The 24980-nt window shown below is 48.8% G+C and carries 13 protein-coding genes; 5 read left to right on the top strand and 8 right to left on the bottom strand.

Annotated elements, in window-relative coordinates:
- Positions 1 to 45: 45 nt before the first annotated feature.
- The 7 genes from MYF79_RS03675 to MYF79_RS03645 form a co-directional block, all read right to left on the bottom strand.
- Positions 46 to 2349: a BamA/TamA family outer membrane protein gene (locus tag MYF79_RS03675; protein WP_247812609.1), complete on the bottom strand. Its 2304-nt coding sequence runs from the start codon at positions 2347 to 2349 to the stop codon at positions 46 to 48.
- Positions 2346 to 7418 (bottom strand): translocation/assembly module TamB domain-containing protein, encoded by a 5073-nt coding sequence (locus MYF79_RS03670; RefSeq protein ID WP_247812608.1) that lies wholly within the window; start codon positions 7416 to 7418, stop codon positions 2346 to 2348. Before MYF79_RS03670 ends, MYF79_RS03675 begins: the two co-directional genes overlap by 4 nt.
- 163 nt (positions 7419 to 7581) lie before the next feature.
- A complete protein-coding gene (locus tag MYF79_RS03665) occupies positions 7582 to 8154 on the bottom strand; it encodes a hypothetical protein (RefSeq protein WP_247812607.1) in 573 nt (190 codons plus the stop codon).
- Between the two features lie 77 nt (positions 8155 to 8231).
- Entirely contained in the window at positions 8232 to 8780 is a 549-nt protein-coding gene (locus MYF79_RS03660; protein ID WP_247812606.1) for a hypothetical protein, read from the bottom strand.
- Positions 8781 to 8955: 175 nt separating this feature from the next.
- Entirely contained in the window at positions 8956 to 10431 is a 1476-nt protein-coding gene (locus MYF79_RS03655) for a glutamate synthase subunit beta (RefSeq protein ID WP_247812605.1), read from the bottom strand.
- A gap of 29 nt (positions 10432 to 10460) precedes the next feature.
- On the bottom strand, positions 10461 to 14990 hold the full coding sequence (gene gltB / locus MYF79_RS03650) for a glutamate synthase large subunit (RefSeq protein WP_247812604.1): 4530 nt from the start codon (positions 14988 to 14990) through the stop codon (positions 10461 to 10463).
- A 472-nt stretch (positions 14991 to 15462) separates the two neighbouring features.
- Positions 15463 to 16233, bottom strand: a complete 771-nt coding sequence (locus MYF79_RS03645; RefSeq protein WP_199654382.1) for a DeoR/GlpR family DNA-binding transcription regulator — start codon at positions 16231 to 16233, stop codon at positions 15463 to 15465.
- A gap of 320 nt (positions 16234 to 16553) precedes the next feature.
- Here MYF79_RS03645 and MYF79_RS03640 point away from each other — a divergent pair, with 320 nt between their 5' ends.
- The 4 genes from MYF79_RS03640 (at position 16554) to pafA (ending at position 22378) form a co-directional block, all read left to right on the top strand.
- A complete protein-coding gene (locus MYF79_RS03640; protein WP_247812603.1) occupies positions 16554 to 18122 on the top strand; it encodes a glycerol-3-phosphate dehydrogenase/oxidase in 1569 nt (522 codons plus the stop codon).
- 59 nt (positions 18123 to 18181) lie between these two features.
- Positions 18182 to 19720, top strand: coding sequence for a glycerol kinase GlpK (glpK, locus tag MYF79_RS03635; RefSeq protein ID WP_247812602.1), 1539 nt, complete (start codon positions 18182 to 18184; stop codon positions 19718 to 19720).
- 72 nt (positions 19721 to 19792) lie between these two features.
- Positions 19793 to 20533: an MIP/aquaporin family protein gene (locus MYF79_RS03630; protein WP_247812601.1), complete on the top strand. Its 741-nt coding sequence runs from the start codon at positions 19793 to 19795 to the stop codon at positions 20531 to 20533.
- A 207-nt stretch (positions 20534 to 20740) separates the two neighbouring features.
- Positions 20741 to 22378: an alkaline phosphatase PafA gene (pafA, locus tag MYF79_RS03625; protein ID WP_247812600.1), complete on the top strand. Its 1638-nt coding sequence runs from the start codon at positions 20741 to 20743 to the stop codon at positions 22376 to 22378.
- A 183-nt stretch (positions 22379 to 22561) separates the two neighbouring features.
- Here the strand turns inward: pafA and MYF79_RS03620 are convergent, their stop codons facing one another.
- Positions 22562 to 24118: a glycoside hydrolase family 10 protein gene (locus MYF79_RS03620; RefSeq protein WP_247812599.1), complete on the bottom strand. Its 1557-nt coding sequence runs from the start codon at positions 24116 to 24118 to the stop codon at positions 22562 to 22564.
- A 260-nt stretch (positions 24119 to 24378) separates the two neighbouring features.
- Between MYF79_RS03620 and MYF79_RS03615 the strand changes: the two genes are divergently transcribed.
- A complete protein-coding gene (locus MYF79_RS03615) occupies positions 24379 to 24975 on the top strand; it encodes a NifU family protein (RefSeq protein ID WP_199654377.1) in 597 nt (198 codons plus the stop codon).
- Positions 24976 to 24980: the final 5 nt, after the last annotated feature.

The following is a 24980-nucleotide window of genomic DNA, read 5'->3' as shown; positions in this document are numbered from 1 at the left end:
TCTGGTTTTTATAGGGCGGGGTTTCGCCGGCCCAAGGTAAAAAAATCAGAAAGGATATCCAATCGCTATATTTAATATAAGATTCTCCCTGCGCCAGTCCGGATCGCCAAAATTAATGTCTTTTACCACCCACCTTTCATTTGACGGTAGCCACGGCTTACGTAGCGGGAACGCCAGGTCAAGTCTTACTACGATAATAGATGCGTCTATACGTAAACCAACACCTGCGTCCACTGCAATCTGACTCCCGAATGTACTGGTTTTGAACTTACTGCCTGGTTTGGAGGGTACGTCCTGCTTCAGCCAGATATTACCTGCATCCAGGAAAACGGCCGCATTAAAGATACCCGTAAGACGTGCCCGTATTTCAGAGTTATATTCCAGCCTGATATCACCCGCCTCGTTAGCCAGGAAGCGGCTGGTGGTATCTTTATATCTTCCCGGGCCCAGTGTTCTGGCGCGGAAGCCGCGAAGGCTGCTGCTACCACCTATAAAGTATTGTTTTACAAATGGTAAGGTAGTGGAATTGCCGTAAGGGATACCAAAACCGGCATATAAACGGTTTACCCATGTCAGCTTACGTGTCAGCTTCCAATAATGCCTTACATCTCCGGTTAGCCGTATATACTGCGCGAAGGGAGCGCCGAACAGCGTTCTTGCACTATCTTTTTTAGGTATAACGATCCCTGCCAGGTTGCCGGAATAGTCCAGATCTCCACTCAGGTAAAAGCTATGTTCCCTGTTATCTGCCTGGTTGTTGTAGGTGATATTGTAGTTTCCTCCCAGGATGAACTGCTTTTCAATAGCCGCCCTTTGACTGGGATCATTCCGCAGAATACTGTCGTAGCCGGGCGTAGTACTGGTAGGCAATACGTATGTGATGGCGATGGGCGACCATTTGTGTTCCAGGTACTGAGTCTGACGCCAGATATACTGGAACTGGAAAGAATATGCGTTCAGGTTGTATAACTGACTGCGGCTGAACAGTTCATAACTCAGGCTGATGCGCGTACGTGGCACATAAGGGGTTCGCACATTGAAATTGAACAACGGCTGCCAGAACTTGGGAATGGTAACAGCAGCTTCCGCTTTGAAGTTGTAGGAGTTGCCTCCTTTTAAAGTGGTATTATTGGCCGTCTGCGTTCCTCCTACCTGCCATTCCACGCCACCCGACAATGTGATCTCAAACAGGTTGGCTGCATGCAACCAGTTCCGGTTGCGGGAGGTGATCCGTACTTCAGAACCGACAAAGTTATTGGATTTCGAAGTTCCTCTTAACTCGGCCGATAAACTTCTCCGCGGATAGGGCGTCAGGAAAAAACTGGCGTTTAATTTTGAACTATCTCCTCTGGCCGGCCGGAATTGCCCCTTTACAAATTTGAAGGTACCAAGGTCTGTCAGCCTGTGCAGGGTGGTATTGTGAGCACTGAGTGTATACAAGCTATCCGGTTTCAGGAACACGGAACGTGCAAGTACGCTGGGCCTGAATTTATGAGTGGAATCGACGATCCTGACATGCTGGAATGTATCGGGCTTACCTCTGCGGGAGATGGAATCGTTATCCAGCGAGTAATTCGGATACAGGGTGATATTCTTCATCCTGTATTGCTTACGTGCCGCTAAGGGGGTTTCATCTTTCATTTTCAGGAAAAGGTCTACCATGCCATTGTTGGTGCTGTCTACTTCCACAAGCAGGTGGTCCGGTGTAAAGTAATAATAGCCTTGTTCCTTTAAAATGTTATGTACCCGCTGACGTTCTGCCACTACACTGTCTAAACGGAATGGCCGCCTGAGTTTAAGGGAACTGCCCTTTTGTGCTGCAGCAATGGCCTTACCAAGTTCGCTGCTGTCCGTTTCATAGGTAACACTTTTTATACGGTACCTGTGGTTAGGGGTAGCAGTGTAAGTAATGGAGGCTTTTTTCTTTCCTTTGTTATTCACTGCAGATACAACATCGGCCTGGAAAAATCCATTGTCTACCAGGTACTGCTCCAGCACATCAGCTGTATAATCTGGCTTGGCGCTGCTCAGCAACACTGGCGGTTCGCCCCATTTACGCCTTAACAGATAGTTCAGTCCCTTTCCTTTCGGCTCTTTGCCAAGATTGTATAACCAAAGCCGGATAGGCATGCCGGCAAATCTCCGGTTACGGTTAGGCCTGATCCTGCTCTCCATGCCGACGGAGAGCGTACCATAGTCCCTGGGTTTCTTTCCCTCCCATTTTATCTTGGCCCCAGTATACAAGCGGTCGTTTTCAGGAACAGTTTTCGTGGTACTGCAGGCACTTATGCACAGGGCAAAAAGCGCTGTAATAACAGTGAATGATATATACTGGTTGCTTCTGATCATTTTGTTTTGTTGCTGACAGTTTTCTTATTGCGGAGTTTTTTCTTTTTCTCCTGTGATTTGACACGGTGGAATATTTCGCGGAATTCGTCGTAGTCCATAATAAGCGCAAAAGCCACACCTGTTTCCACTACCTGGCCTTCAATAACAGTACTGTTATCGTTTCGCTGATACACCCTTACCCGGTAACGGCCATCCTTTGTCAGTTTATATTCTATCGAAATATCACCTACCAGGGAAGAAGGGTTTGCCTGGTTCTCTCCCTGCAACATTACGTTGGAGCCTACAGATACGGAGAGCCTTTCGTTGAACAGTTTCTTTGAGGCGCCTACTTTCAGATTGGTGGTTTCCTGTGCGTTACCGGTGGAATAATCTTCCCTTGATTCAACGTCGAAGTTCAGGTCTATTCCTTTAATAAGATTGCCCGCCAGGTTATTCAACTGCTGCGAGAGGATCTTGCTTACACTCTGTCGCGCCATATTCCGCACGCCAAAATCGCCACTGCCGCCACCATCGCTCGCTAAAGGATCGTCGGGAATGAAACTGTTGAGTACCAGCAGTCCCATTACCTGTTTGTTCAGTTCGGAAGGGATCTGGTTGATCTGTTTCAGGCGATTGTACACACTTCCATTAAAAGCATTCTGTTCTGCTTCCGGCATGTCCAGCTCGAAAGAGATCTCCGGTTTCATCATGGCGCCCTTAATACGGAGGTATACGTAGAAAGGTAATTTTTGTCGATACCTGTTCCTATCGGTTTGAGACATGTTAGTCAGCTGGTCTTGTACCAGGTCTGCCGCTGCTGCATTGACTGTATACCGCGCTGTAATATTCAGGTCTGCGTCCATCGCATCGCCGCTGAAAGTAATGGTACTCCCCTTTTCTATACTGAAAGAGCGTTTGATCAGCTGGTTCAGGGACATTTCATATTTTCCCTCACTGATCTCATAACGTCCGGTGAGGGTCATCTTACTGCTGGCATCCAGGGTGGCATTGATATTCGCTGTTCCCTGCGCCTCTACAAAATCGCCATTCACAGGATCAATGATGATCTTGATAATTGACTCCGGTGTAATTTCCGCGTTACCGGAAAAGTTGATGCCTTTCAAACGTGGGTTTTGGAAACGGAGGCTATCTACCGTTTTAAATAAACTGGAATCCACAGGATTTGACTTGTCAACAAACACGATCACACCTTCCCTGTTGGCAACGCCGGGTTCCTCAGAAGGTAGGGTAACCGTAATTTTGGATTTATCCCTGAGTTTCAGACTGGCATCTACTCTGGGCAGATCAAGATTGCCACGTACCCTGATACGGGTGTCTATAAACGCGGGACCATAGTATAACTGCTTGGGATCCTGCTGTTCGCCCAGTATCATAAAGTTGTCTGAATTGATATTGAGATTGAAATTGTACTGGCTGAAATCGGGCGTATTGATACGGCCATCCACCACCAGTTCATTGTCAAGACTGTCGGCAACCACGAACTGGTTAAATGCAACACCCCTCTCGTCCATGGTGATGGTTTCATCCGGCAAACGCAGGCGGGCACCTACAGACGTAACGGTACCACCGGCATCGTTGAAATGCAGTGTGCCCAGCACCTTAGGCTTATCTGTAGTGCCGGTAATGCTGAACTGTCCATCTGCACTACCATGCATACGTGTTACGTTCCCGAATGTAAAAGCCTCGAGCGATGCCATGTTGATATTGTTGATATCGACCTTTGCATTGATAGTACTATCATAAGTACCCTCCACTTTCACATCGTTCTGGTTGCCGCTTAGATTAGCGCTAAGTTTATATTGGTTGGCCTGAGGGGTTGCCACATTTGCATCCAGCGTGCCGACCGGGGTGCCTCTGAAAACGAGGGAATCTATTTTTAAAGTGCTCTTTATCAGGGGAGCATTGTCAAGGTTACTGACCTGGGCTTCTGCATTCAGTATCCCGTTGGCCAGTAAAGTATCGGATGAAAGTAATGCCGTAATAGTAGATAATTTGAAGTCTTTAATAGTGGCCTTCAATGGAGGCAGTTTGCCCTGGCCACTATCCCGTAGTGTCTGCACCTGTATGGACTGGTTTTGATAGGAAAGCATCAGTTGAGCCGTATCCGGATGGCCATTGATCAGGTGGATGCGGTTATTGTCGTCCACTTTCCATTGTTGCTTATTGAGCAGGAGGTCTGTTTTCAGAGATAGTTCCATGGCATTGGCCGGCAGGAAAGTAACATAGCCTCCGGCTTTATATTTTGGTCTGCGTCTGATATCATCCAGCAAGAGGTCCCATTCCAGCTTACCGCCCACCGCATTGGCTTTTAATTGTGTATGGTTCAGTGGTGCAATCTTATGATACAATCTTGCAAGGTCCACCGTTGCATTGAGTGAAGTATCCTGTATCCGTGCAGCAAGTTTTACGCTGTCAACGAGCAATGAGTCATAAGCCAGCTTGAGCAGATTGGCGTTCATCACCAGGAGACTACTATCAGTATTCAAACGTCCGTCAATAAGCAATGGATATTCCATCCGGAGTCCGGGCGCCATATTCCTCAAACTACGGGGCCAGGTTAAGGAGGCATTCCACGCCAGCGTTTGTCCGGCAGGTAGCTGCACAAGCCTGGCGCTATCGTAAGGTTGGAGTGGTTTATTGATCAACTGCCCGAAAGCGCCACCTATTTTCGTATAGTCGATGTTGCCATTGGCATGTATAAATCCAAAGGGGCCTTCCAGTGCCAGGTATTGCTGGTCCTCATATTTGGCAATGAGCGCAATGGTATCCAGTGGAAATACCTGTCCGTTTGTAGCGATCTGCCAATTATGAAAAAAAGCATTGCCCACAAGGCGCTGCGGCGCGAGGCTGCTGAAGTCAGCTGTCAGGTTTCCCTTGAGTATCAGCGGGGCGCTGTACCAATTGGTGGTATACAGGTCTGCCTTGTCCATTTGCAGGGATGCCTGTAGTGACTGTACACTCGTATCATTTAATAAGGCATTGACATCAAAGGCCAGGGTGATACTTGTGTCATTACTTTGACCCTGTGCTTGTAACTGCCGTTTGTCTATATTGCCGTTTATGGCTATATCATGATAGGTATAACGATTGTAAGTAGCCGCATCCAGGTTAACAGATGCCCGCGCTATCATACCCGGAAACGTATAACCTTGTCCGGAAGCGGATGCCCGTCCACTGATCCAGCCCATGCTTGTATCGTACAGCAGGATACCCGGATGTATTTTGAAAGAAGCCAGTGCTACATCATAACGGGCGCGGACGCTGTCCATGATATTCACCAGGTGCGCAGACAATTGTGCGTTGGCCGAGCTACTTGTAAGCTGCAGCTGTGTTTTCAGGTCCTGCATGCCGCCAAGCACCTTGCCTGTAATAAGCAGCTGTTCCGGTAAGCGGGGCGTATCCGGCAGGGTACCTGCCGGTAGCCAGGACCTTAATTGTTTATTGCCCGACTGAATATATACAGAAGGCAGATTTGCAAAGAAGCGGTTGGCATCTGTTGCATGTTCTATATCCCCACTTGTATGAATCCGGTTTCCAACGTTATCTGCTATACGTAATGTTTCTATGATCAGTTTACCCAGGCTGCCCTTCAATACCGCTGTTACATCTATCTCCTTATCCCACAGCGGTTTCATTGCCGGGTTCTTACGTGAATCCGGCACAAAAGGCAACCATTCGCCAAGGGAGATATGGGAAGAGTCGATATTAGCGCGGAGCTGTAACAGATCCATATTCTTCTCAGAGAGCGACGACCATGAAGGCACTGTTACGGCAATCTGTTTCCTGAGCAGGCTCTTATTGGTTTCAATGAGCATGTTCTGCAAAGCCAGCGATTGGGGTGTGAATAACACATTGAAACGGGCCTCATGCACAGCAAAACCGGATTTCTCTTTGGTTTCCAGTTTCTTAAGCACTGCGCTAATGGTGTCGGGCTTGTAAATAATATTGGAAATGGAAGTATTGAGATTGTACAGCAGGAGATGATTATAATCCGGATCATTCCCCGCTCCTCTTGGCGGAGGCGCCGCATTGTTGTCAAATTTGAAATCCAGGTGTTCCAGTTCTGCTTTGGTGGCCAGCACTTTCCAGGTGTTAGGAAGACTGTCCGTAGGCACTGGTGAGGAAGTATCTTTAGGAGACGATAAGGTAAACACGCCCGCTGTTTTGCCGATCTTCAGATCGCCTATCTGTACCAGGGTAGAATCCAGATCAATGCTTGAGTTCAGCAAGCGGAAGTCACTGATGCGCCAAACGGTGGACAGGCCACTGGCCTCATCTGCATATAAGAAGGCGCTGTTTTTAATGTGCAGTTTTTTCAACAACAGGTGGAACGGGGTACTGGCGGTATCGGCCGGTGTGGGCGGAGGGGCGGCGTTGGTCAGTGCTTTAGGACGGTAACCCTGTGTATATAAACCCTTTAAGCCATTCAGTTCAATACCCCGAAAGGCATATAGGCCCTGATCCAGCAACAGGTCGTCCGGGTCAATATGCAATTCACGAAAATGCACAATGGCGGTCATTCCACCTTCTGCATCCGCGAAGCGGAGCCTTACCTGCCGGAGGCTTACATCTTTAATACGGTACTGAAGTGAAGTGCCTGTCTCTTCAGATAGGGTATCTGGTTCAGTCTTTTTTGACACGAAAGCATCCAGGATGAACTGATAATTATAGGTGCTATCCCCCTGGTTGCGGTAAACATTGACGAGTACAGAATCCCATTCCAAACCATTAACGCGCAACTCATTGTTGATAAAAGCCAACAAATTGTACCGCACTTTTAATGAACCTGAAAACAGCAAAGTCTTTGATGCTTTATCGGCAACATATACATTTTTCAGTTCCAGATATCGCCATCCCCGCATACGGAGATGCCCGATACGCACTTTTGTATGGAGTTTGTTTTGCAGATACTGCTCTCCCTGCCGGCGAATATAGTCCTGCACAGGGGCCAGTTGCAAGAGTAATACGACCATTACAGGCAGTATCAGGATGACAACAAGTCCCCACAATAACCATCGCCACCAGGGACGACCATGATGTATTTCTTCCTTTGTAGATGGATCTGTCACTATGAAATAAGGTTACTTATACAGTAATTTACTGAAATAAAACACTTTAGGGTATGTATGCTAATCTGGTTAAACAAACAAATACTATACCTGCTGAGCCGGAAGGTATAAAAAAAGTCCCGTCATGGACAGGACTTTTGAAATAAAATGCCGGATATTCATATTACCAGGAGGGCGTGTTGCGCTGGTTAAACTTCTGGATATAATAGACCAATCTGTTCTTGTTCTGCTTGTCTTCGTTGAATTCCCTTAGTAAGGCAGTGTCCTGAGGGAGGATATACCTGCGCATATTGAACAGCGTCAGGTCATATACATCGCCTGTTGCCAGGTTCAGTACCCTTTTGTCGGCCGTGGGAGGAGGCGTGTTCTCGAACACCATACCACCTGTGGCCCTGTTGGGAGCGGCAGAGGTAATGGCATGAATGCGATACAGGCAATAGTATCCGATCTCTTCCAGCTTATTCAGGCCATTGTCTTTTATGTAAATAGAAGTACCGTCTGAATAACCCCAGTATTTTTTCACTTTCTGTTCTTTCCCGGAGGAGTCTACCAGATTCAACTCGTTAGGTGCCGACAAGAGGTAAACCTGTGCTGCAGGGGTCCTGTTTTTTACCGTAATGGTGCCGGTAATAGAAGGCGTGTTTGCCCTGAATTCCTGGAAAGTTTTATAGATCCCTTTTTTATATTGGTGGGTATCGTAAACCGAAGTGCCAACCTGGGCGGATGTAAATTGCACAAGGCCTGTGCATAACATGATAAAAAGTACCAACTGCCTCATATGATTACAAATGTACTGTTTTTAAGGTAGCAAGATCAGTGTGGCAGTACGTTCTGCTTCTCCAGGTCGTCCAGGATCACCTTGCGGATCCTTCTGTAAACAGTTAGTTTTCCGAATTCAATCGTTGTCTCCAACCGCGCATACCATATCGTGCCCTCGCCCTCGTTCAGCGTAACATCAAAATCATTCACCAGGAACTGCTGTACGTTAGAAGTATACGGTTCAAAGTTGTTAAGACGGGCTGCATCTCTTTCAAATGCCGTCAGCGGCGAAAATCGGAGTACCGCATCATGTGGCCAGGCTTCAGCTTTCTTGAGTATAAGATCTGTATCTATTTTATGGTGATCGCCCAGGTATTCATATTTGCATTCTATCTGCCGGGATTTGAATTCCTTGATTAGTTCAGCAGAAAGGTTGTCCATATACATACGTGCCTGCATTCCTCCTTCTCCTACAATGAGAAGCCTCTGATAGTGCCTGACACTATCCAGTTTTTTTTCGTAAGAACGCAAAAAAATTCTTTTCTGGGCATAGGCTGGCAACAGGAACAGGCCAGCTAACAGGGACAGTAAAAGTGCTCTCATAGGGTGTTTAGGGATAATTATTGTGTAAATATATGGCAAAAAAAGGCAGTCCGGTTTACAGGCAAGCAAAAGGCCGGGTAAAGACCCGGCCCGGCTGAAGGTTACAACAAAATCTAAACCTGCTTATGAGACTCTTTGATATTTTTATAAGTAGTTCTCTGCAGCATTGGTGTTCTTAAACGGCCAATGCCTGCAATGAATCATCTTTACTTTCCAGTTGTGATGCGCCCATCAGGAATTCATCCACTTTCCTCGCACACTCACGACCTTCACTGATTGCCCATACCACCAGGGATTGTCCACGGCGCATATCGCCGGCAGCAAATACTTTTGGTATGGTGGTCTGGTAAGCTTTCTCACTGGCTTTTACATTGCCACGTTCATCTTTTTCCACACCCAGTTCTTCCAGCAGGCCGGTATGTTGAGGATGTAGGAAACCCATTGCCAGGAAGGCTGCTTCACAAGGGATCTCCTGTTCGCTGCCAGGTACTTCTTTGAAGCCGCCTGGTCTGCCATCAGGCCCCAGCGCCCATTCGAGATTTACTATTTTCAACCCTTTCAGGTTACCTTTTTCATCGCCGACAAATTCCTTGGTACCAACAGCCCATTGACGTACAGCACCTTCTTCGTGTGAGGAGGAAGTTTTCAACACCATAGGATAGGTAGGCCATGGCATATAGGGCGTACGCTCTCCGGGAGGTTTTGGCAACAATTCCAGCTGTGTTACACTTATTGCTCCATGACGGTTGGAAGTACCTACACAGTCAGACCCGGTATCACCGCCGCCTATTACAACAACGTTCTTGCCGGTAGCAAGAATGTCGGAGCCGGATACCGGGCGATTGCCGACACGCTTGTTCTGTTGCTTGAGGAAATCCATAGCAAAATGTACGCCGTTCAGCTGACGGCCAGGAATACTCAGGTCGCGGGGAATAGTTGATCCACCTGCCAGTACGATAGCGTTGTATTCACGCAGCAGGTCATTCACACTTACATTCACACCTACGTTTGCGTTACATTGAAACACTACCCCTTCTTCTTCCATCAGTTTCACACGACGGTCTATTACCCATTTCTCCAGTTTGAAGTCGGGAATACCATAGCGAAGCAAGCCACCGGGAGCATCATCTCTTTCAAATACGGTTACATTGTGACCGGCATAGTTCAACTGAGCGGCAGCTGCCAGTCCCGCAGGACCCGAACCGATCACCGCTACCTTTTTACCGGTACGTACTCTTGGTGTTTTAGCCTGCACCAGCCCCTTGTCGAAAGCCACTTCAATGATGTGACGCTCAATTTCCTCGATAGCTACAGGTGGCTGGTTAATGCCCAATACACAGGCGCTTTCACATGGAGCAGGACAGATACGGCCTGTGAACTCCGGGAAATTGTTGGTACTGGTCAATATTTCATAAGCTTCTTTCCAGTCTTTATGATACACTGCATCGTTGAACTCGGGGATCACGTTGCCCAGCGGACAGCCGCTGTGACAAAATGGTACGCCACAGTTCATACAGCGCGCAGACTGCTCATTCAGCTTTTTTTCTGAATATTTCTCTACGAATTCGTTATAGTGTTGGACTCTCTCCTTAGCAGGAGTTTTGCCCGGCAGTTCCCGTGTAAATTCCAGGAATCCTGTTGGTTTGCCCATTGTCTCTTGTCTTAGATGTTAGAATGTTACTACTTCTCTACCTGCTGTGCTCCCGTTTTGCTTGCGCTCAGTACAGCTTTGTACTCTTTCGGGAACACTTTCACGAAGTGGCGCAGCTGGTTTTCCCAGTCTTTCAGTATGAACTTGGCCACCGTACTGTTCGTATATGCATGATGCTTGGTGATCAGGTCCTGCAGTTCGGCAGCATCCTGCTGGTCCAGCGGATCCAGGTCGATCATGTCCTTGTTGCAACGTCCTGCAAAAACACCTTTTACATCATATATATAAGCAATACCACCACTCATACCTGCACCGAAGTTGCGGCCGGTTTCTCCCAGTATTACTGCCTTACCTCCCGTCATATATTCACAACCGTGATCGCCAACGCCTTCAGCTACGATGGTAGCGCCGGAGTTACGTACACAGAAACGCTCACCGGCTTTACCGCGGATGTAAGCCTCGCCGGATGTAGCACCGTAGAGGGCTACGTTACCTGCGATGATGTTTTCTTCCGCTTTAAAACCTGCTTCAGGAGATGGATAAAGGATCAGTTTTGCACCGGATAAACCTTTACCGAAGTAGTCATTTGCCTCTCCTTCCAGTTCCAGTGTTACACCTTTCGTGTTGAAAGCACCGAAGCTTTGTCCGGCAGAACCTACAAACTTGTAGTGGATCGTATCTTCCGGAAGACCTGTTCCGCCATAACGTTTGGATATTTCGTTACTGAGGATGGTACCTACGGCCCTGTCGGTGTTTTTGATATTATACTGGTGGAATACACGGGATTTTTTCTCCAGCGCCGGCTGTGCTGATTTCAGCAGTTGCCAGTCTATCACTTCACCAATACCATGATCCTGTTCTTCCTGTTTGAACAGCCCTGTTTCTTCAGCAGCTGGTTCTTTATATAATATCGGAGAGAGATCGAGTTGCTTGTATTTCCAGTGTGTAACGTTTTCACGTACCTGGAGGCTGTCTACCTGGCCCACCATGTCGGTTACCTTACGGAAACCAAGGTCCGCCATGATCTCACGGAATTCTTCTACCAGGAACTTGAACAGGTTCACAACATTTTCAGCATCACCGTTGAAGCGCTTACGCAGTTCCGGATCCTGGGTGGCTACACCTACAGGACAGGTATTCAGATGACATTTACGCATCATGATACATCCTTCAGCTACCAGTGCAGCAGTTGCCACACCCCATTCCTCTGCTCCCAGCAGGGTAGCGATAGCAATGTCACGGCCTGTTTTCAGCTGACCATCGGTCTGTACCACTACGCGGCTGCGCAGTTTGTTCTTTACCAGTGTCTGGTGTGTTTCGGCCAGACCCAGTTCCCATGGCAGACCTGCATGTTTGATAGAGCTGATCGGAGAAGCACCGGTACCACCGTCGTAACCGGAGATCAGTACTACATCCGCTTTTGCTTTGGCAACACCGGCAGCGATGGTACCAACACCAGCCTTGGATACCAGTTTTACACTGATACGTGCGGCACGGTTAGCATTTTTCAGGTCAAAGATCAACTGGGCAAGATCCTCGATGGAATAGATATCGTGGTGCGGAGGAGGAGAGATCAGACCAACACCTGGTGTGGAGTGACGAACCTTTGCGATCCAGTCATCTACTTTATGACCAGGTAACTGGCCACCTTCTCCAGGTTTAGCACCCTGTGCCATCTTGATCTGGAGCTCGTCCGCGTTTGTCAGATAATTACTTGTTACACCAAAACGTGCACTTGCTACCTGTTTGATAGAGGAGCGCATGCTGTCGCCATTTGGCAACTGCTGATAACGTATTTCATCTTCACCACCCTCACCGGTATTGCTCTTGGCGCCAATACGGTTCATGGCAATAGCCAGTGTGGAGTGTGCTTCGTGGGAGATGGAACCAAAGCTCATTGCTCCGGTAGCGAAACGCTTCAGGATGCTTTCAGCAGATTCAACTTCTTCCAGCGGAACAGAAGGACGGGTACGTTTGAACGAGAAGAGGCTGCGCAAGGTCGCTGCTTTTTCACTCTGGTCGTTCACAGCTTTTGAGTACTTCTTAAATACGCTGTAGTCGCCCATACGGGTAGCATATTGTAAGAGGTGGATCGTGGTCGGGTTGAAGAGGTGGAACTCCCCTTTTCTCTTCCACTGGTAGATACCGCCGGTGGTCAGACGCTGTACAGGTGTTTCCTTACGGCCGTAACCCATCCAGTGTTTAGCCAGTGTTTCGCGGGCAATTTCATCGAGGCCCATACCCTGTATACGGGAAACGGCGCCGGTGAAATATTTGTCTACTACCTGGCGGTTAATACCTAATATTTCAAATATCTGTGCACCCTGGTATGATTGCAGGGTGGAGATACCCATTTTAGAGAATACTTTCAGCAAACCGTCACAAACGGCCTTGATGTAGTTCTTTTTCAGTTTATCCACATCCAGGTCTGTCTCCAGTTTGTCGTTCAGCTTCAGGTCGCGGATGGTGCTCAGTGCCAGGTATGGGTTGATGGCGGTTACGCCAAAGCCCAGCAAACAGGCAAAGTGGTGTACTTCCCATACATCTCCTGCTTCTACGATCAGACCTACCTGGCCACGATATCCTTTGCGGATGAGGTGGTGGTGTACAGCCGATGCAGCCAGCAGAGAAGGCATAGCGGCGTGCTCAGAGTCGATCGCCCTGTCTGACAGGATGATCACTTCAAAACCATCTTCCACGGCGTCTACCGCGTAACGGCACAAACGCTGCAGGCCTTTTTCGAGGGAGCCGGGTTTACCGTCGGCCCTGAAATAAGTATGGAGTGTTTTAGCCTGGAACAAGCCGGTATCTATACTACGGATCTTTTCAAGTTCGAAGTTGGTCAGGATCGGGTGACGGAGCGCCAGACCATGACAGTGCAGCGGATCTTCGTCCAGCAGGTTGCCATTGTTACCCACATAGGTAGCCAGTGACATAACCAGCTTCTCACGGATCGGATCGATTGGCGGATTGGTTACCTGGGCGAACAGCTGTTTGAAGTAGCTGGTCAGGTGCTGCGGCTGATCGCTCAGAACGGCCAGCGGAGCATCTGTACCCATGGAGCCTACCGGTTCCTTACCATCGAGGGCCATTGGCGCGATGATGGTATAAAGATCTTCAGTAGAATAACCGAAGGCGCGCTGGTATTTAAAGATCTGATCGTGTTCCAGGTGGGTGAAAGTAACCCTTGGTTCAGACAGTTCTTCCAGGCGGATCTTATATTTATTCAGCCACTCGCCGTAAGGTTGCTGAGAGCAGATATTCTGTTTCAGTTCCTCATCGCCGATGATACGGCCCTGTTCCATGTCCACGATGAACATTTTACCAGGCTGCAGGCGGCCTTTTTCTTTTACATTTTTAGGATCTATTGGCAATACACCTGCTTCAGATGCCATGATCACGCGGTCATCTTTAGTGATGACGAAGCGGGCAGGACGCAGACCGTTACGGTCCAGGGTGCCACCGATGATCTTACCATCTGTGAAGGAGATACATGCCGGACCATCCCATGGCTCCATGAGGGAAGCATGGTATTCGTAGAAGGCTTTCTTCACCGGGTCCATGTCGTCGTTGCCATCCCAGGCTTCCGGGATGAGCATCATCATTACATGCGGCAGTGAACGGCCGGTGAGCAGGAGCAGTTCCACAACGTTGTCGAGGCTGGCAGAGTCAGACTGTCCTTCCTCCACGAGTGGGAGGATCATATCCATTTCCTCTTGTGAGAAGTATTTGGAAACGAAGTCCTTCTCTCCTGCCCTTAACCAGTTCAGGTTCCCTTTCAGCGTGTTGATCTCACCATTGTGCGCAATATAGCGGTACGGGTGAGCCAGGCGCCAGCTTGGGAACGTGTTGGTGGCGAAACGGGAGTGGATCAGTGCAAACGCAGATACCATCTTCTCATCGCTGAGGTCAGCATAATAGTGACGTACCTGGTAAGTTGTTAACTGACCTTTATATACAATAGTCTTTGTAGAAAGGGACGGAATGTAGAAAAGCGCTTTCTCTTTCGGAACAGTGTTGCGAACGGTTTTAGAAACGTAGTTACGCAGCACAAAGAGTTTACGCTCAAAAGTGTCATTGTCCGTAATATGATAAGGACAGGCAATAAATACCTGTTCAATTTCCGGTTCAACAGAAAGTGCGCCCTCACCAATGCCATCGGGACGTACCGGCACCTTACGGTAACCCAGTATTTCCAATCCCAGTTTCTCGGCCGCTCGGTTCAGGATCTCGCGGCACTCTTCGCGCCAGCGAGGCTCTTTCGGAAAGAAAATCATGCCTACCCCGTATTTTCCAAATTCAGGGAGGCTAATGCCTATCTTCAGGCATTCGTCGTACAGGAACTCGTGTGGCAGCTGGATCAGGATACCAGCACCATCACCGGTGTTTTGCTCATAACCACATGCACCGCGGTGTTCCATGTTTTCCAACATGGTCAACGCATCCCGGATGATCTGATGCGATTTACGGCCCTTAATGTGGGCTGTAAAGCCTGTTCCGCATGCATCATGCTCAAAATCCGGGTGATACAGTCCTTGCAATTGCTTCACTTCTTGCATTCGTTTAGATTTTTTGACCTTGGCACACCTTCCCCGCTTACTCCAGGCGGTTGAGGTACCGTAATTTTTCGGGAACGGTATAAAGATACTAAAGGAAACCGGTATTTTTTACGAAAGTTTTTGTATAACCCCAAAAAATTAGAAAAGATTAAAAAAGTACATGCATTCGTTAGAATTAAATAAGAGGACAGGTAATAAGTGACCATATTTGGCCCCGGAGGAAGCTTATTGGGTAATGAAAATGTTTAATGTGTTGAGGGCAAATGGGGTTTAAAGAGAATGAGGGGGTAATCTTCACCCCTTCCCGGGGGAATTGAGACAAAACAGGGCTTCCTGATCTGGTATAGGTATAGTACAGGTTCGGTCGAGGTAGCCTCATCCTCCCTTAATCTTCCGTTCCCGAACGGAAGATTAAGGGAGGATGAGGCTACCTCGACCGAACTATAGTAAGGAGTACAAGCTGGCAGGTCGGCTACACGATCGTAACGTTGATGCCCATTTCTTCCAGTGCCTTGACAATATGTGCTGAAACACCGCTATCGGTAATGATCTCATCCACTTCTTCGAGGTCACAGATCTTTCCGAAACCGCGACGCCCAAATTTTGAGGAGTCTGCCAGCACAATGGTTTTCTGGGCAGTTGCCACCATGCGCTGGTTCAGCTGGGCTTCCAGGAGGTTGGTAGTGGTGAGGCCAAATTCGATATCAATACCCTCTAGTCCGAGAAATAACTTGGAAACGGAGAAATCGGCCAGGATCCTTTCGGCATAAGTGCCTGTTACAGAGGATGAACTGTTGCGCACAATGCCTCCTAATTGCAATACCTCGATCTCCGGATGACGTAACAGCTCCTGCGCTACGTTCAGGGCCGGGGTGATCACGGTAAGGTGCCCTTTCGGATGGATATTCCTGGACAGGGCCAGCGCGGTTGTTCCGGAAGAAATTATAATGGCATCGTTGGGGGCTATCATGGCAGAAGCTGCGATAGCAATATTATTCTTCTCATCCCGGCGCAGCTTCTCCTTCTCGTTAACGGGTTTGTCGTTAATGTACGGATTATTGACAGTGGCGCCCCCGTGAGAGCGGAATAAGAGAGATTTGTCTTCAAGCAGTTTGAGGTCTTTACGGATGGTAACACCGGAAACATCCAGTTCTTTGCAGAGGTCAACTACATTCACATATCCTTTCTCAGCTAAACGGTCAAGAATGTATTTGTGTCTTTCTGCAATATTGATCATTGACATACGCGCAAAAAATTAGCAGTTGTAGAAAAAAGCATTACATGTTTTAAGGAGATTTGGAACAAATACACTTATGCCTTCTTCCAATTCGTTACAAAAGTACTTTCATGTTGTTGAATTAAACACATTGCATCAGAAAAAATATTTAGTAAAAAGTGAGGAATATCATGTATAAATGCGCGTTAATACATTAACTTCCTGAAAAGGAACAAACAAAACATTTATTTTCGGTTTACGGGACGGCCAGCGCCCGTTACTTTTTCGTCCGGTGTGAATGAAATAAACTGAAACTAATTAAAAGAAAATAAAGCATATTCCTCACAATGAACAGGTTAACCTTTAAACAACAGCTAGGCAATACGGCAACAGTCGTTTGGGATATAATTGTGATCGGTGGCGGCGCTACCGGATTGGGCATTGCTATGGATGCTGCCCAGCGGGGCTTCCGCACGCTCCTGCTGGAACAGTCGGATTTTGCCAAAGGCACTTCCAGCCGTAGTACCAAACTGGTACACGGTGGGGTACGTTACCTGGCCCAGGGAGATGTCGGACTGGTAAAAGAAGCCCTGTACGAAAGAGGATTACTGCTGGCCAATGCCCCGCATCTGGCACATGACCAGGAGTTTATCATACCCTATTATAAATGGTGGCAGGGCCCCTTCTATGGTATAGGGCTGAAACTGTACGACCTGCTGTCGGGAAGGCTCAGCCTGGGCCCATCCCGTGTTATCGGGCGGCAGGCCGTGATCAGCGCCTTGCCGGCTATACGAAAGGATGGCCTGAAAGGAGGCATTGTTTATCACGACGGGCAGTTTGACGATTCCCGCCTGGCGGTAAATATTGCCCAGACAGCGACTGAAAAGGGCGCGGTGCTGCTGAACTATTTCAAAGTGACCAGCCTCCGGAAAGATGCAAACGGAAAGATCAATGGCGTGACAGCAAAAGACCTGGAAGGAGGAGAAACATATGACCTGCAGGCCAAAACGGTGATCAACGCGACGGGCGTATTTGCCGACGAAGTGCTGCAGATGGATAAACCGGGCGCCAGGCCTACTATCCGTCCCAGTCAGGGAGTACACCTGGTACTGGACGCCAGCTTCCTGAACAGCAGCAGCGCCCTGATGATCCCGAAAACCGCTGACGGGCGTGTCTTGTTCGCCCTGCCCTGGCACGGAAAAGTGCTTGTGGGCACAACCGATACGCCACTTAACGACCATAGCCTGGAACCCCAGGCGCTTGAAACAGAGATCAATTTCATTCTGCAGACTGCCGGTAGCTACCTGCAAAAAGCACCTACCCGTGCGGATGTACTGAGCGTATATGCGGGCCTGCGACCCCTGGCCGCGCCGCAGAAAGATACCGATAGCACCAAGGAAATATCCCGTAGCCATAAGGTCATCACAGCCGCTTCGGGGCTTATTACCATCACTGGCGGTAAGTGGACCACCTTCCGTAAGATGGCAGAAGATACGGTGGATACGGCCATCGCTACAGGAGGATTGGCCGTTGTGCCCTGTGCTACACAAAGCCTGCATATCCATGGCTATACGACGGCTGCCGCCGCTCCCGCCCCGCTGGACGTATATGGCAGTGATGCTGCAGAGATCAGTGCCCTGATAACAGCCAATCCCGATCTGGGAGAACAGCTGCACCCACGGTTGCCGTATATTAAGGCGCAGGTGGTCTGGGCGGTACGCCAGGAAATGGCCCGCACGGTAGACGATGTCTTGTCGAGAAGACTACGCGCCCTTCTGCTCGATGCCAGGGCCGCTGTGGAAATGGCGCCTGCCGTTGCCAATATACTGGCAACGGAGCTGGGAAAAGACAAGGCCTGGGAAGATGAGCAGGTGAAAGCCTTTACCGCCATAGCAGCACATTATCTACTGCATTAATAAACCATCAACAGCATAAACCATCGTTCCACATCCCTTAAATTTCACGTGTAAGTTTTATGAAGGAAAAGGAAATAACCCGGTACGTCCTGGCATTGGATCAGGGTACCACCAGTTCAAGGGCGATCATCTTTGATAAAGCCGGCGCTATCGTTTCTGTAGCCCAGAAAGAATTCAGGCAGATCTTCCCTTCCCCCGGACGGGTAGAACATGATGCCAGCGAGATCTGGTCCAGTCAGCTGGGCGTTGCTGCAGAAGCAGTAGCCAAAGCCGGATTGAGAGGAACAGATATCGCGGCGATCGGGATCACTAATCAACGGGAGACGACCATTGTGTGGGACCGCCATACGGGAAAGCCTGTTCATAACGCCATCGTTTGGCAGGACAGACGTACGGCCGCCTACTGTGACGAGCTCAAAGCGGCGGGCCACGGACAAATGATCCGCGAAAAGACCGGTCTCGTAATTGATGCCTACTTCTCCGCAACAAAAGTGAAATGGATCCTGGACAATGTTGCTGGAGCAAGGGAAAAGGCGGCCAGGGGACTACTGGCCTTCGGGACAGTCGATGCCTGGCTGGTATGGAACCTTACTGACGGAAAAACGCATGCGACCGATATTACGAATGCATCGCGGACGATGTTATTTAATATACATACCCAAAGCTGGGACGAAGAACTGTTGTCCCTTTTCGATATTCCCGCTGCCATGCTGCCGGAAGTAAAACAGTCCAGTGAGCTGATAGCCGAAACAACACCGTCTATTTTCTCTGTGACGATTCCTATTGCCGGTATTGCGGGCGACCAGCATGCCGCTTTATTCGGACAGATGTGCACATCTCCCGGAATGGTAAAGAATACCTATGGTACAGGATGTTTTATGCTGATGAATATCGGCGAACATCCGATCATTTCTCAAAACAACCTGGTTACTACTATTGCATGGAAAATAAACGGGAAGGTGGAATATGCCCTGGAGGGCAGCATTTTCATTGCCGGCGCCGTGGTGCAATGGCTGAGAGATGGCCTGGGTATTATCAGGTCCTCTGCTGAAGTGGAAAGCCTGGCAGCCAAAGCGCCTCACAATGATGGCGTGTACCTGGTACCCGCCTTCGCCGGTCTGGGCGCTCCACATTGGGACCAGCATGCGAGAGGAACACTTGTCGGCATGACAAGGGGAACAACGTCGGCGCATATAGCAAGGGCGGCGCTTGAAAGTATTGCTTACCAGACTATGGAGGTGCTGCGTGCCATGGAGGCAGATGCCGGTATCAGCATCAAGGAATTGCGGGTGGATGGCGGCGCTACCAACAATAATTTACTGATGCAGTTCCAGGCCGACATCCTGGGTACACAGGTAATACGCCCCAAGATCACAGAAACCACTGCAATGGGAGCTGCCTATCTGGCGGGGCTGGCAACAGGTTTCTGGAAAGACCAGGAAGAAATTGCCCGCCAGTGGCAGGTGGATCACTTGTTTACTCCGGCCGGTAAGGAAGAGCAGGTGCACAAATGGATCAGGGGATGGAGCCATGCGGTAAAGGCAGTGAAAGCCTGGGCAAAACTTTCGGCACAGGAAGACGCTGTTGTAAGCCAGTAATATACCTGCGGATGATCTGAAGGATCATTTCCGCGCCACGACTTAATGACTAACTGATAAAAATAATCTTCAATGCACCCTTTATTAGCAGAGTTCCTGGGAACCATGTTACTGATACTGCTGGGCAATGGCGTAGTAGCCAATGTTATTCTCAATAAAACAAAAGGCAATGGCGGCGGCTGGATCGTGATCACGACCGGCTGGGCGCTTGCCGTATTTGTAGGTGTAGTGGTAGCCGGCCCTTACAGCGGCGCACATCTGAATCCTGCTGTGACACTGGCACTGGCTATAGCCGGAAAATTCGCCTGGGCATCTGTTCCCCTGTTTATCCTTGCTCAGTTGCTGGGGGCAATGACCGGGGCCTTCCTGGTATGGTTCTATTATAAAGATCATATGGATATTACCGGAGACCCTGGCCTGATACAAGCCTGTTACTGTACAGCTCCTGCTATCAGGAACAACGGTCGCAATCTCGGCAGTGAAGTGATCGGCACCTTCGTATTGTTGTTCACCATCTTTTATTTTACCGGGGCTGAACTGGGGGAAGAGAAAACGCCGGTGGGAATGGGCTCCCTGGGCGCCTTACCGGTGGCCCTGCTGGTCTTGGCAATAGGGCTCTCGCTGGGAGGCACTACCGGTTATGCTATTAATCCTGCCAGGGACCTGGGACCCCGTATTATGCATGCTATCCTGCCGGTAAAAGGGAAGGCCGGCAACGGATGGGACTATGCCTGGATTCCCGTGGCTGGCCCATTTATCGGGGCGGCTATTGCCGCAGTATTATACTTATGCCTGCAACCGGCTATAAAGTAATGATCAGTTTAAAAGGCACCCGGGAGGCCGCACCTGTCTGAGAGAATAAGCAGAGAAGCCGGCGACAAGAAGCCGGGTGTTTATCCTGTTATATTCCCGTTGGTAATATTTGTACAATTCAAATTTTGAAAGGATAGATAATTTAACAACCTTAAATAGCCGAAAGCGTTAATAATCAGGTCTTATTTGTTATCCAAACTATCTTTCATGAGAAAAAAATGTCAATCACTGTCTGCACTGGTGCTCGCCGGCGCCATGTTGCAGACAGTTGCCGTTTCTGCCCAGAAGCCCGTAGACCATCCGAAATTGGTTGTAGGTATTGTTGTTGACCAGATGCGCTGGGATTATCTGTACCGGTATTATGACCGCTACGAAAATGGCGGATTCAGGAGAATGTTGTCTGAAGGCTTTTCCTGCGAAAACACCTTTATTACCCATTTACCTTCTTTTACAGCAGTAGGGCATAGTACGATCTACACCGGATCTGTACCTGCCATCCACGGTATTACCGGCAATGACTGGACTGACCAGGTGACCGGCCGTCATTGGTATTGCACGGAAGATACTACAGTTCAACCTGTGGGTACAAGCAGTGATGCCGGCAGAATGTCGCCCCGTAACCTGCTGGCCTCTACGATCACCGACGAGCTGAAAATAGCCACCAACTTCCGCTCAAAGGTGGTGGGCGTGTCCCTGAAAGACAGGGCGTCCATCCTGCCGGCCGGACATGCAGCGAACGGCGCCTTTTGGCTGGACGATAGTAATGGTAGCTTTGTGACCAGTACCTTTTATATGCAGGACCTGCCGGAATGGGTAAAGGCGTTTAACGCCCGGCAATTGCCGGCGCAATTAATGTCGAAGCCCTGGGAAACACTATATCCCATCAATACCTACATCCAGAGTACAGCGGATGATATGAAATGGGAAGGCACTTTCATTGGGGAGACAAAGGCTACATTTCCGCATAACATGCCGGACATCTACCAGAAAGACAAAGGCAGCCTGCGCTCCACGCCTTCCGGTAACACCCTTACCCTGGAATTTGCCAAAGCGGCCATTGAAGGATATCAACTGGGCAGCAATACAGTGACGGATTTCCTTACTATCAACTGTGCATCAACAGATTATGTGGGACATAGATATGGACCCAATGCTATCGAGGTAGAAGATACTTATCTGCGGCTGGACAAAGACCTGTCGGCCTTCTTCCGTTATTTGGACCAGCGTTTAGGCAAGGGCAATTACCTGGTGTTCCTGTCTGCCGACCATGGCGCTGCCAATTCCGTAGCCTTTATGGAAGAGCATCAGATCCCTGCGGGCCTGCCCGACGGGAGAATGTTAAGCGGGTTGAATGCGGCATTGAAAGAACGTTTTGGTGTGGATAAACTGGCATTGAGCACAGAGAATTATCATATCAGCTTTGACCTCAAAATGATCTCTGCACAAAAACTGGATTATGACGCGATCAGGAAGGCGACAGTACAATACCTGCAAAAGCTGCCGGGCGTACAGTTTGCTGCAGATGTGGATAACCTGGGAAACAGTGCTATACCGGAGCCAATAAGGACGATGATCGCCAACGGGTACAACCCCAAGCGTTGCGGTTCGGTCGCGATCATTCCCGAGCCAGGCTGGTATTCCGGATCGGACAAGGGCACCACTCATGGCAACTGGAACCCCTACGATACGCACCTGCCGCTGGTATTCATGGGCTGGCATGTGAAACACGGAACGAGCAACGATATGGTAAGTATGGCTGATATCGCACCAACCATTGCGGCTATGCTGCGTATCCAGATGCCTAACGGCGCCGTGGGTAAACCGGTGCAGGCGGTGTATAAATAATTGATCTCATCAAAAGAAGAGGTCTCAGTAATAAAAAATGTCTTTAGCAGGTCTTTAACGAAGCCTGACTTTAAGGTACCGAATGAAAAGCGGCTGCTCAATACTTAAAGCGCCCCAACAAGTTAGACACTTGTTGGGGCGCTTTAAGTATTGAGCAGCCGTTTCTTTAAACCCGGTATGTCACTAATACCTGCTGGCCGGTTCAGGATCGAACATAAATAAAGTCTTCCTTCCGTTTTTCCTCATGTATAAGGGATCACTTGCCAGGCTCTCAGTTTGCAGGCGGTTCAATGCCGTAACTACATACGTGTAAAGGTTTCCCTTTACATAGGAATAATCTATGAACTGCGGATCTGGCATCTGTTGTATGATGGCCAGGATCTTGGTAGGGTCATTGAGATTAATAGATTCACTGGCGTTGAAACGGTATAATACGTATTGTTTTGTGCGGCCTGATGTATCGTCATCAGCCCAATGAAGGTGCAGACCATCAGCTCTTTCAAAAGCGTCTATAAAATAAGGAGGTAATGGTGCGGGCAGGTTTATCCAGGGCATTGCCGGCCGTAGCGCGGGATAGCGGTAAAAATAATTTCGCAGGGTGTCTTCCAGTCCTAAAGGGTTGCCATTGAATGATTTAGCGCTGTAAAACGCGCTGCCCTGGATAGTGTTAAGCGTCCTGGCCTCTGTGATTTGTATGGGCAGCTCTGTCGGAACGCTCCAGGCGGCATTACTGCGGAGGCGGTATGCTCCATGGCCTATATATACATTGCGGCCATAGCCGTGCTGCGCCCACCAGTTAAGTAGTAACTCATAGTTGGCTGCGCGGTGCCCACGTTCCCAGTATAGCTGAGGAGCTACGTAGTCAATCCACCCGTTCTTCAGCCATTTGCGTACATCCGCGTACAGGTCGTCATAATTGGCAAGTCCTGTAGTATAGGAACCATCCTGGTCCTTATTTTTATTCCGCCAGATGCCGAAGGGACTGATCCCGAACTTCACCCATGGCTTTTCCTCCTTGATCATTTTGCTCACCATCTGGATAATGGTATCTACATTCCAGCGGCGCCAGTCATCTTTCTGCATGTTACGGCCATACTGGCGATAGGAGTTAAAGTCGGGGAAGTCCTTACCGGACACAGGGTATGGATAGAAATAATCATCGAAGTGTACGGCGTCAATGTCATAGCGACGTACAACGTCCCGGATGATCTGGGTGACGTATTCACGTACTTCCGGAATACCGGGATCGAAATATTTTTTTCCGTCAAAATTAACGAACCACTGCGGCCGCATGCGGGTAATGTGGTTGGCCGTGACATTATTTCTGCCTGTGCTGATAGCGGCGCGGTAAGGGTTGAACCAGGCATGGAATTCCATGCCCCGTTTATGGGTCTCTTCCAGCATAAAGCGGAGAGGATCATAATAAGGATTGGGCGCCTGTCCCTGTACACCGCTCAGGTATTCAGACCATGGCTCGAAAGGAGAATCATAAAAGGCGTCAGCAACCGGACGGATCTGAACAATAACGGCGTTCATGCCGTTACGTTGTTGCTTATCGAGGAGGTTAATAAATTCCTGTTTCTGTATTTCAACCGGCAATCCTTTCCTGGAAGGCCAGTCAATATTTTCCACCGTGGCAATCCATACTGCACGAAATTCCCTCTTGGGTGGCAATTGTGCTTTTACCTGGTTAAAAACACCGGTAAGCATTAGCGCAACTCCCAATAAATACTTGACCATCTAGATGTAGGTTAAGACCTGAAAAACTGCGAAAATAACAAAACCATTCATTTAAGCAACCCGGAGTAACAGACTGCCGGCCATGAAGTTGATAATGCATCACAAACGGTGCCGGAATGGGGATAAACAAGATAAAAAAAACATGTGAGTTAAAAAATCTCTATATCCCCATTGTAAAATTCGATATGGAAAGCGGCTGATTCCACTGGGTATGTGGACGAAAGTTGCTACCTTTGTTGCATCAAAAAGTTTAGAGTACCATGATTAAAACAGGCAATCCTATTATCAGCATATATACGGAAATGACGCCGAACCCGGAAACAATGAAGTTTGTGGCTAACAAGCTGTTGTATCCAGGTAAGCACATCGATTTCCCGGATGAGGCCAGCGCTAAGCCGTCTCCCCTGGCAGTCGAGCTGTTCAGCTTCCCGTTCATAAGGGGTGTTTTTGTTATGGCTAATTTCATTACGCTGACAAAGACCCCGGACACTGACTGGAACGATATTATACCTACTATAAAAGCCTTCCTGAAGGAATATCTGGAAGACAACCGTCCCGTTATCAACGAAGAGGAAATAGTGGTGACTAAAGCTGCCGCCAGCAATGAAGTAAGTGCAGATGACACTGATGTGGTAAAACGTATCAAGGAATTACTTGAGAACTACGTGAAACCGGCAGTAGAGATGGATGGCGGAGCAATTCAATTCAAAGATTACGACGACGGTACTGTGACGTTGATGTTGCAGGGTTCCTGTTCAGGTTGCCCATCTTCCATGATCACGCTGAAAGCCGGCATTGAAGGCATGATGAAGCGTATGATCCCTGAAGTGAAGGAAGTGGTGGCAGAAGCAGAATAAGCCAT

The sequence above is a fragment of the Chitinophaga filiformis genome, assembly GCF_023100805.1.
In the GTDB taxonomy this organism is placed as follows: domain Bacteria; phylum Bacteroidota; class Bacteroidia; order Chitinophagales; family Chitinophagaceae; genus Chitinophaga; species Chitinophaga filiformis_B.
The sequence above is the reverse complement of the archived record's forward strand: the minus strand, read 5'-3'. Positions and strand labels throughout refer to the sequence as shown.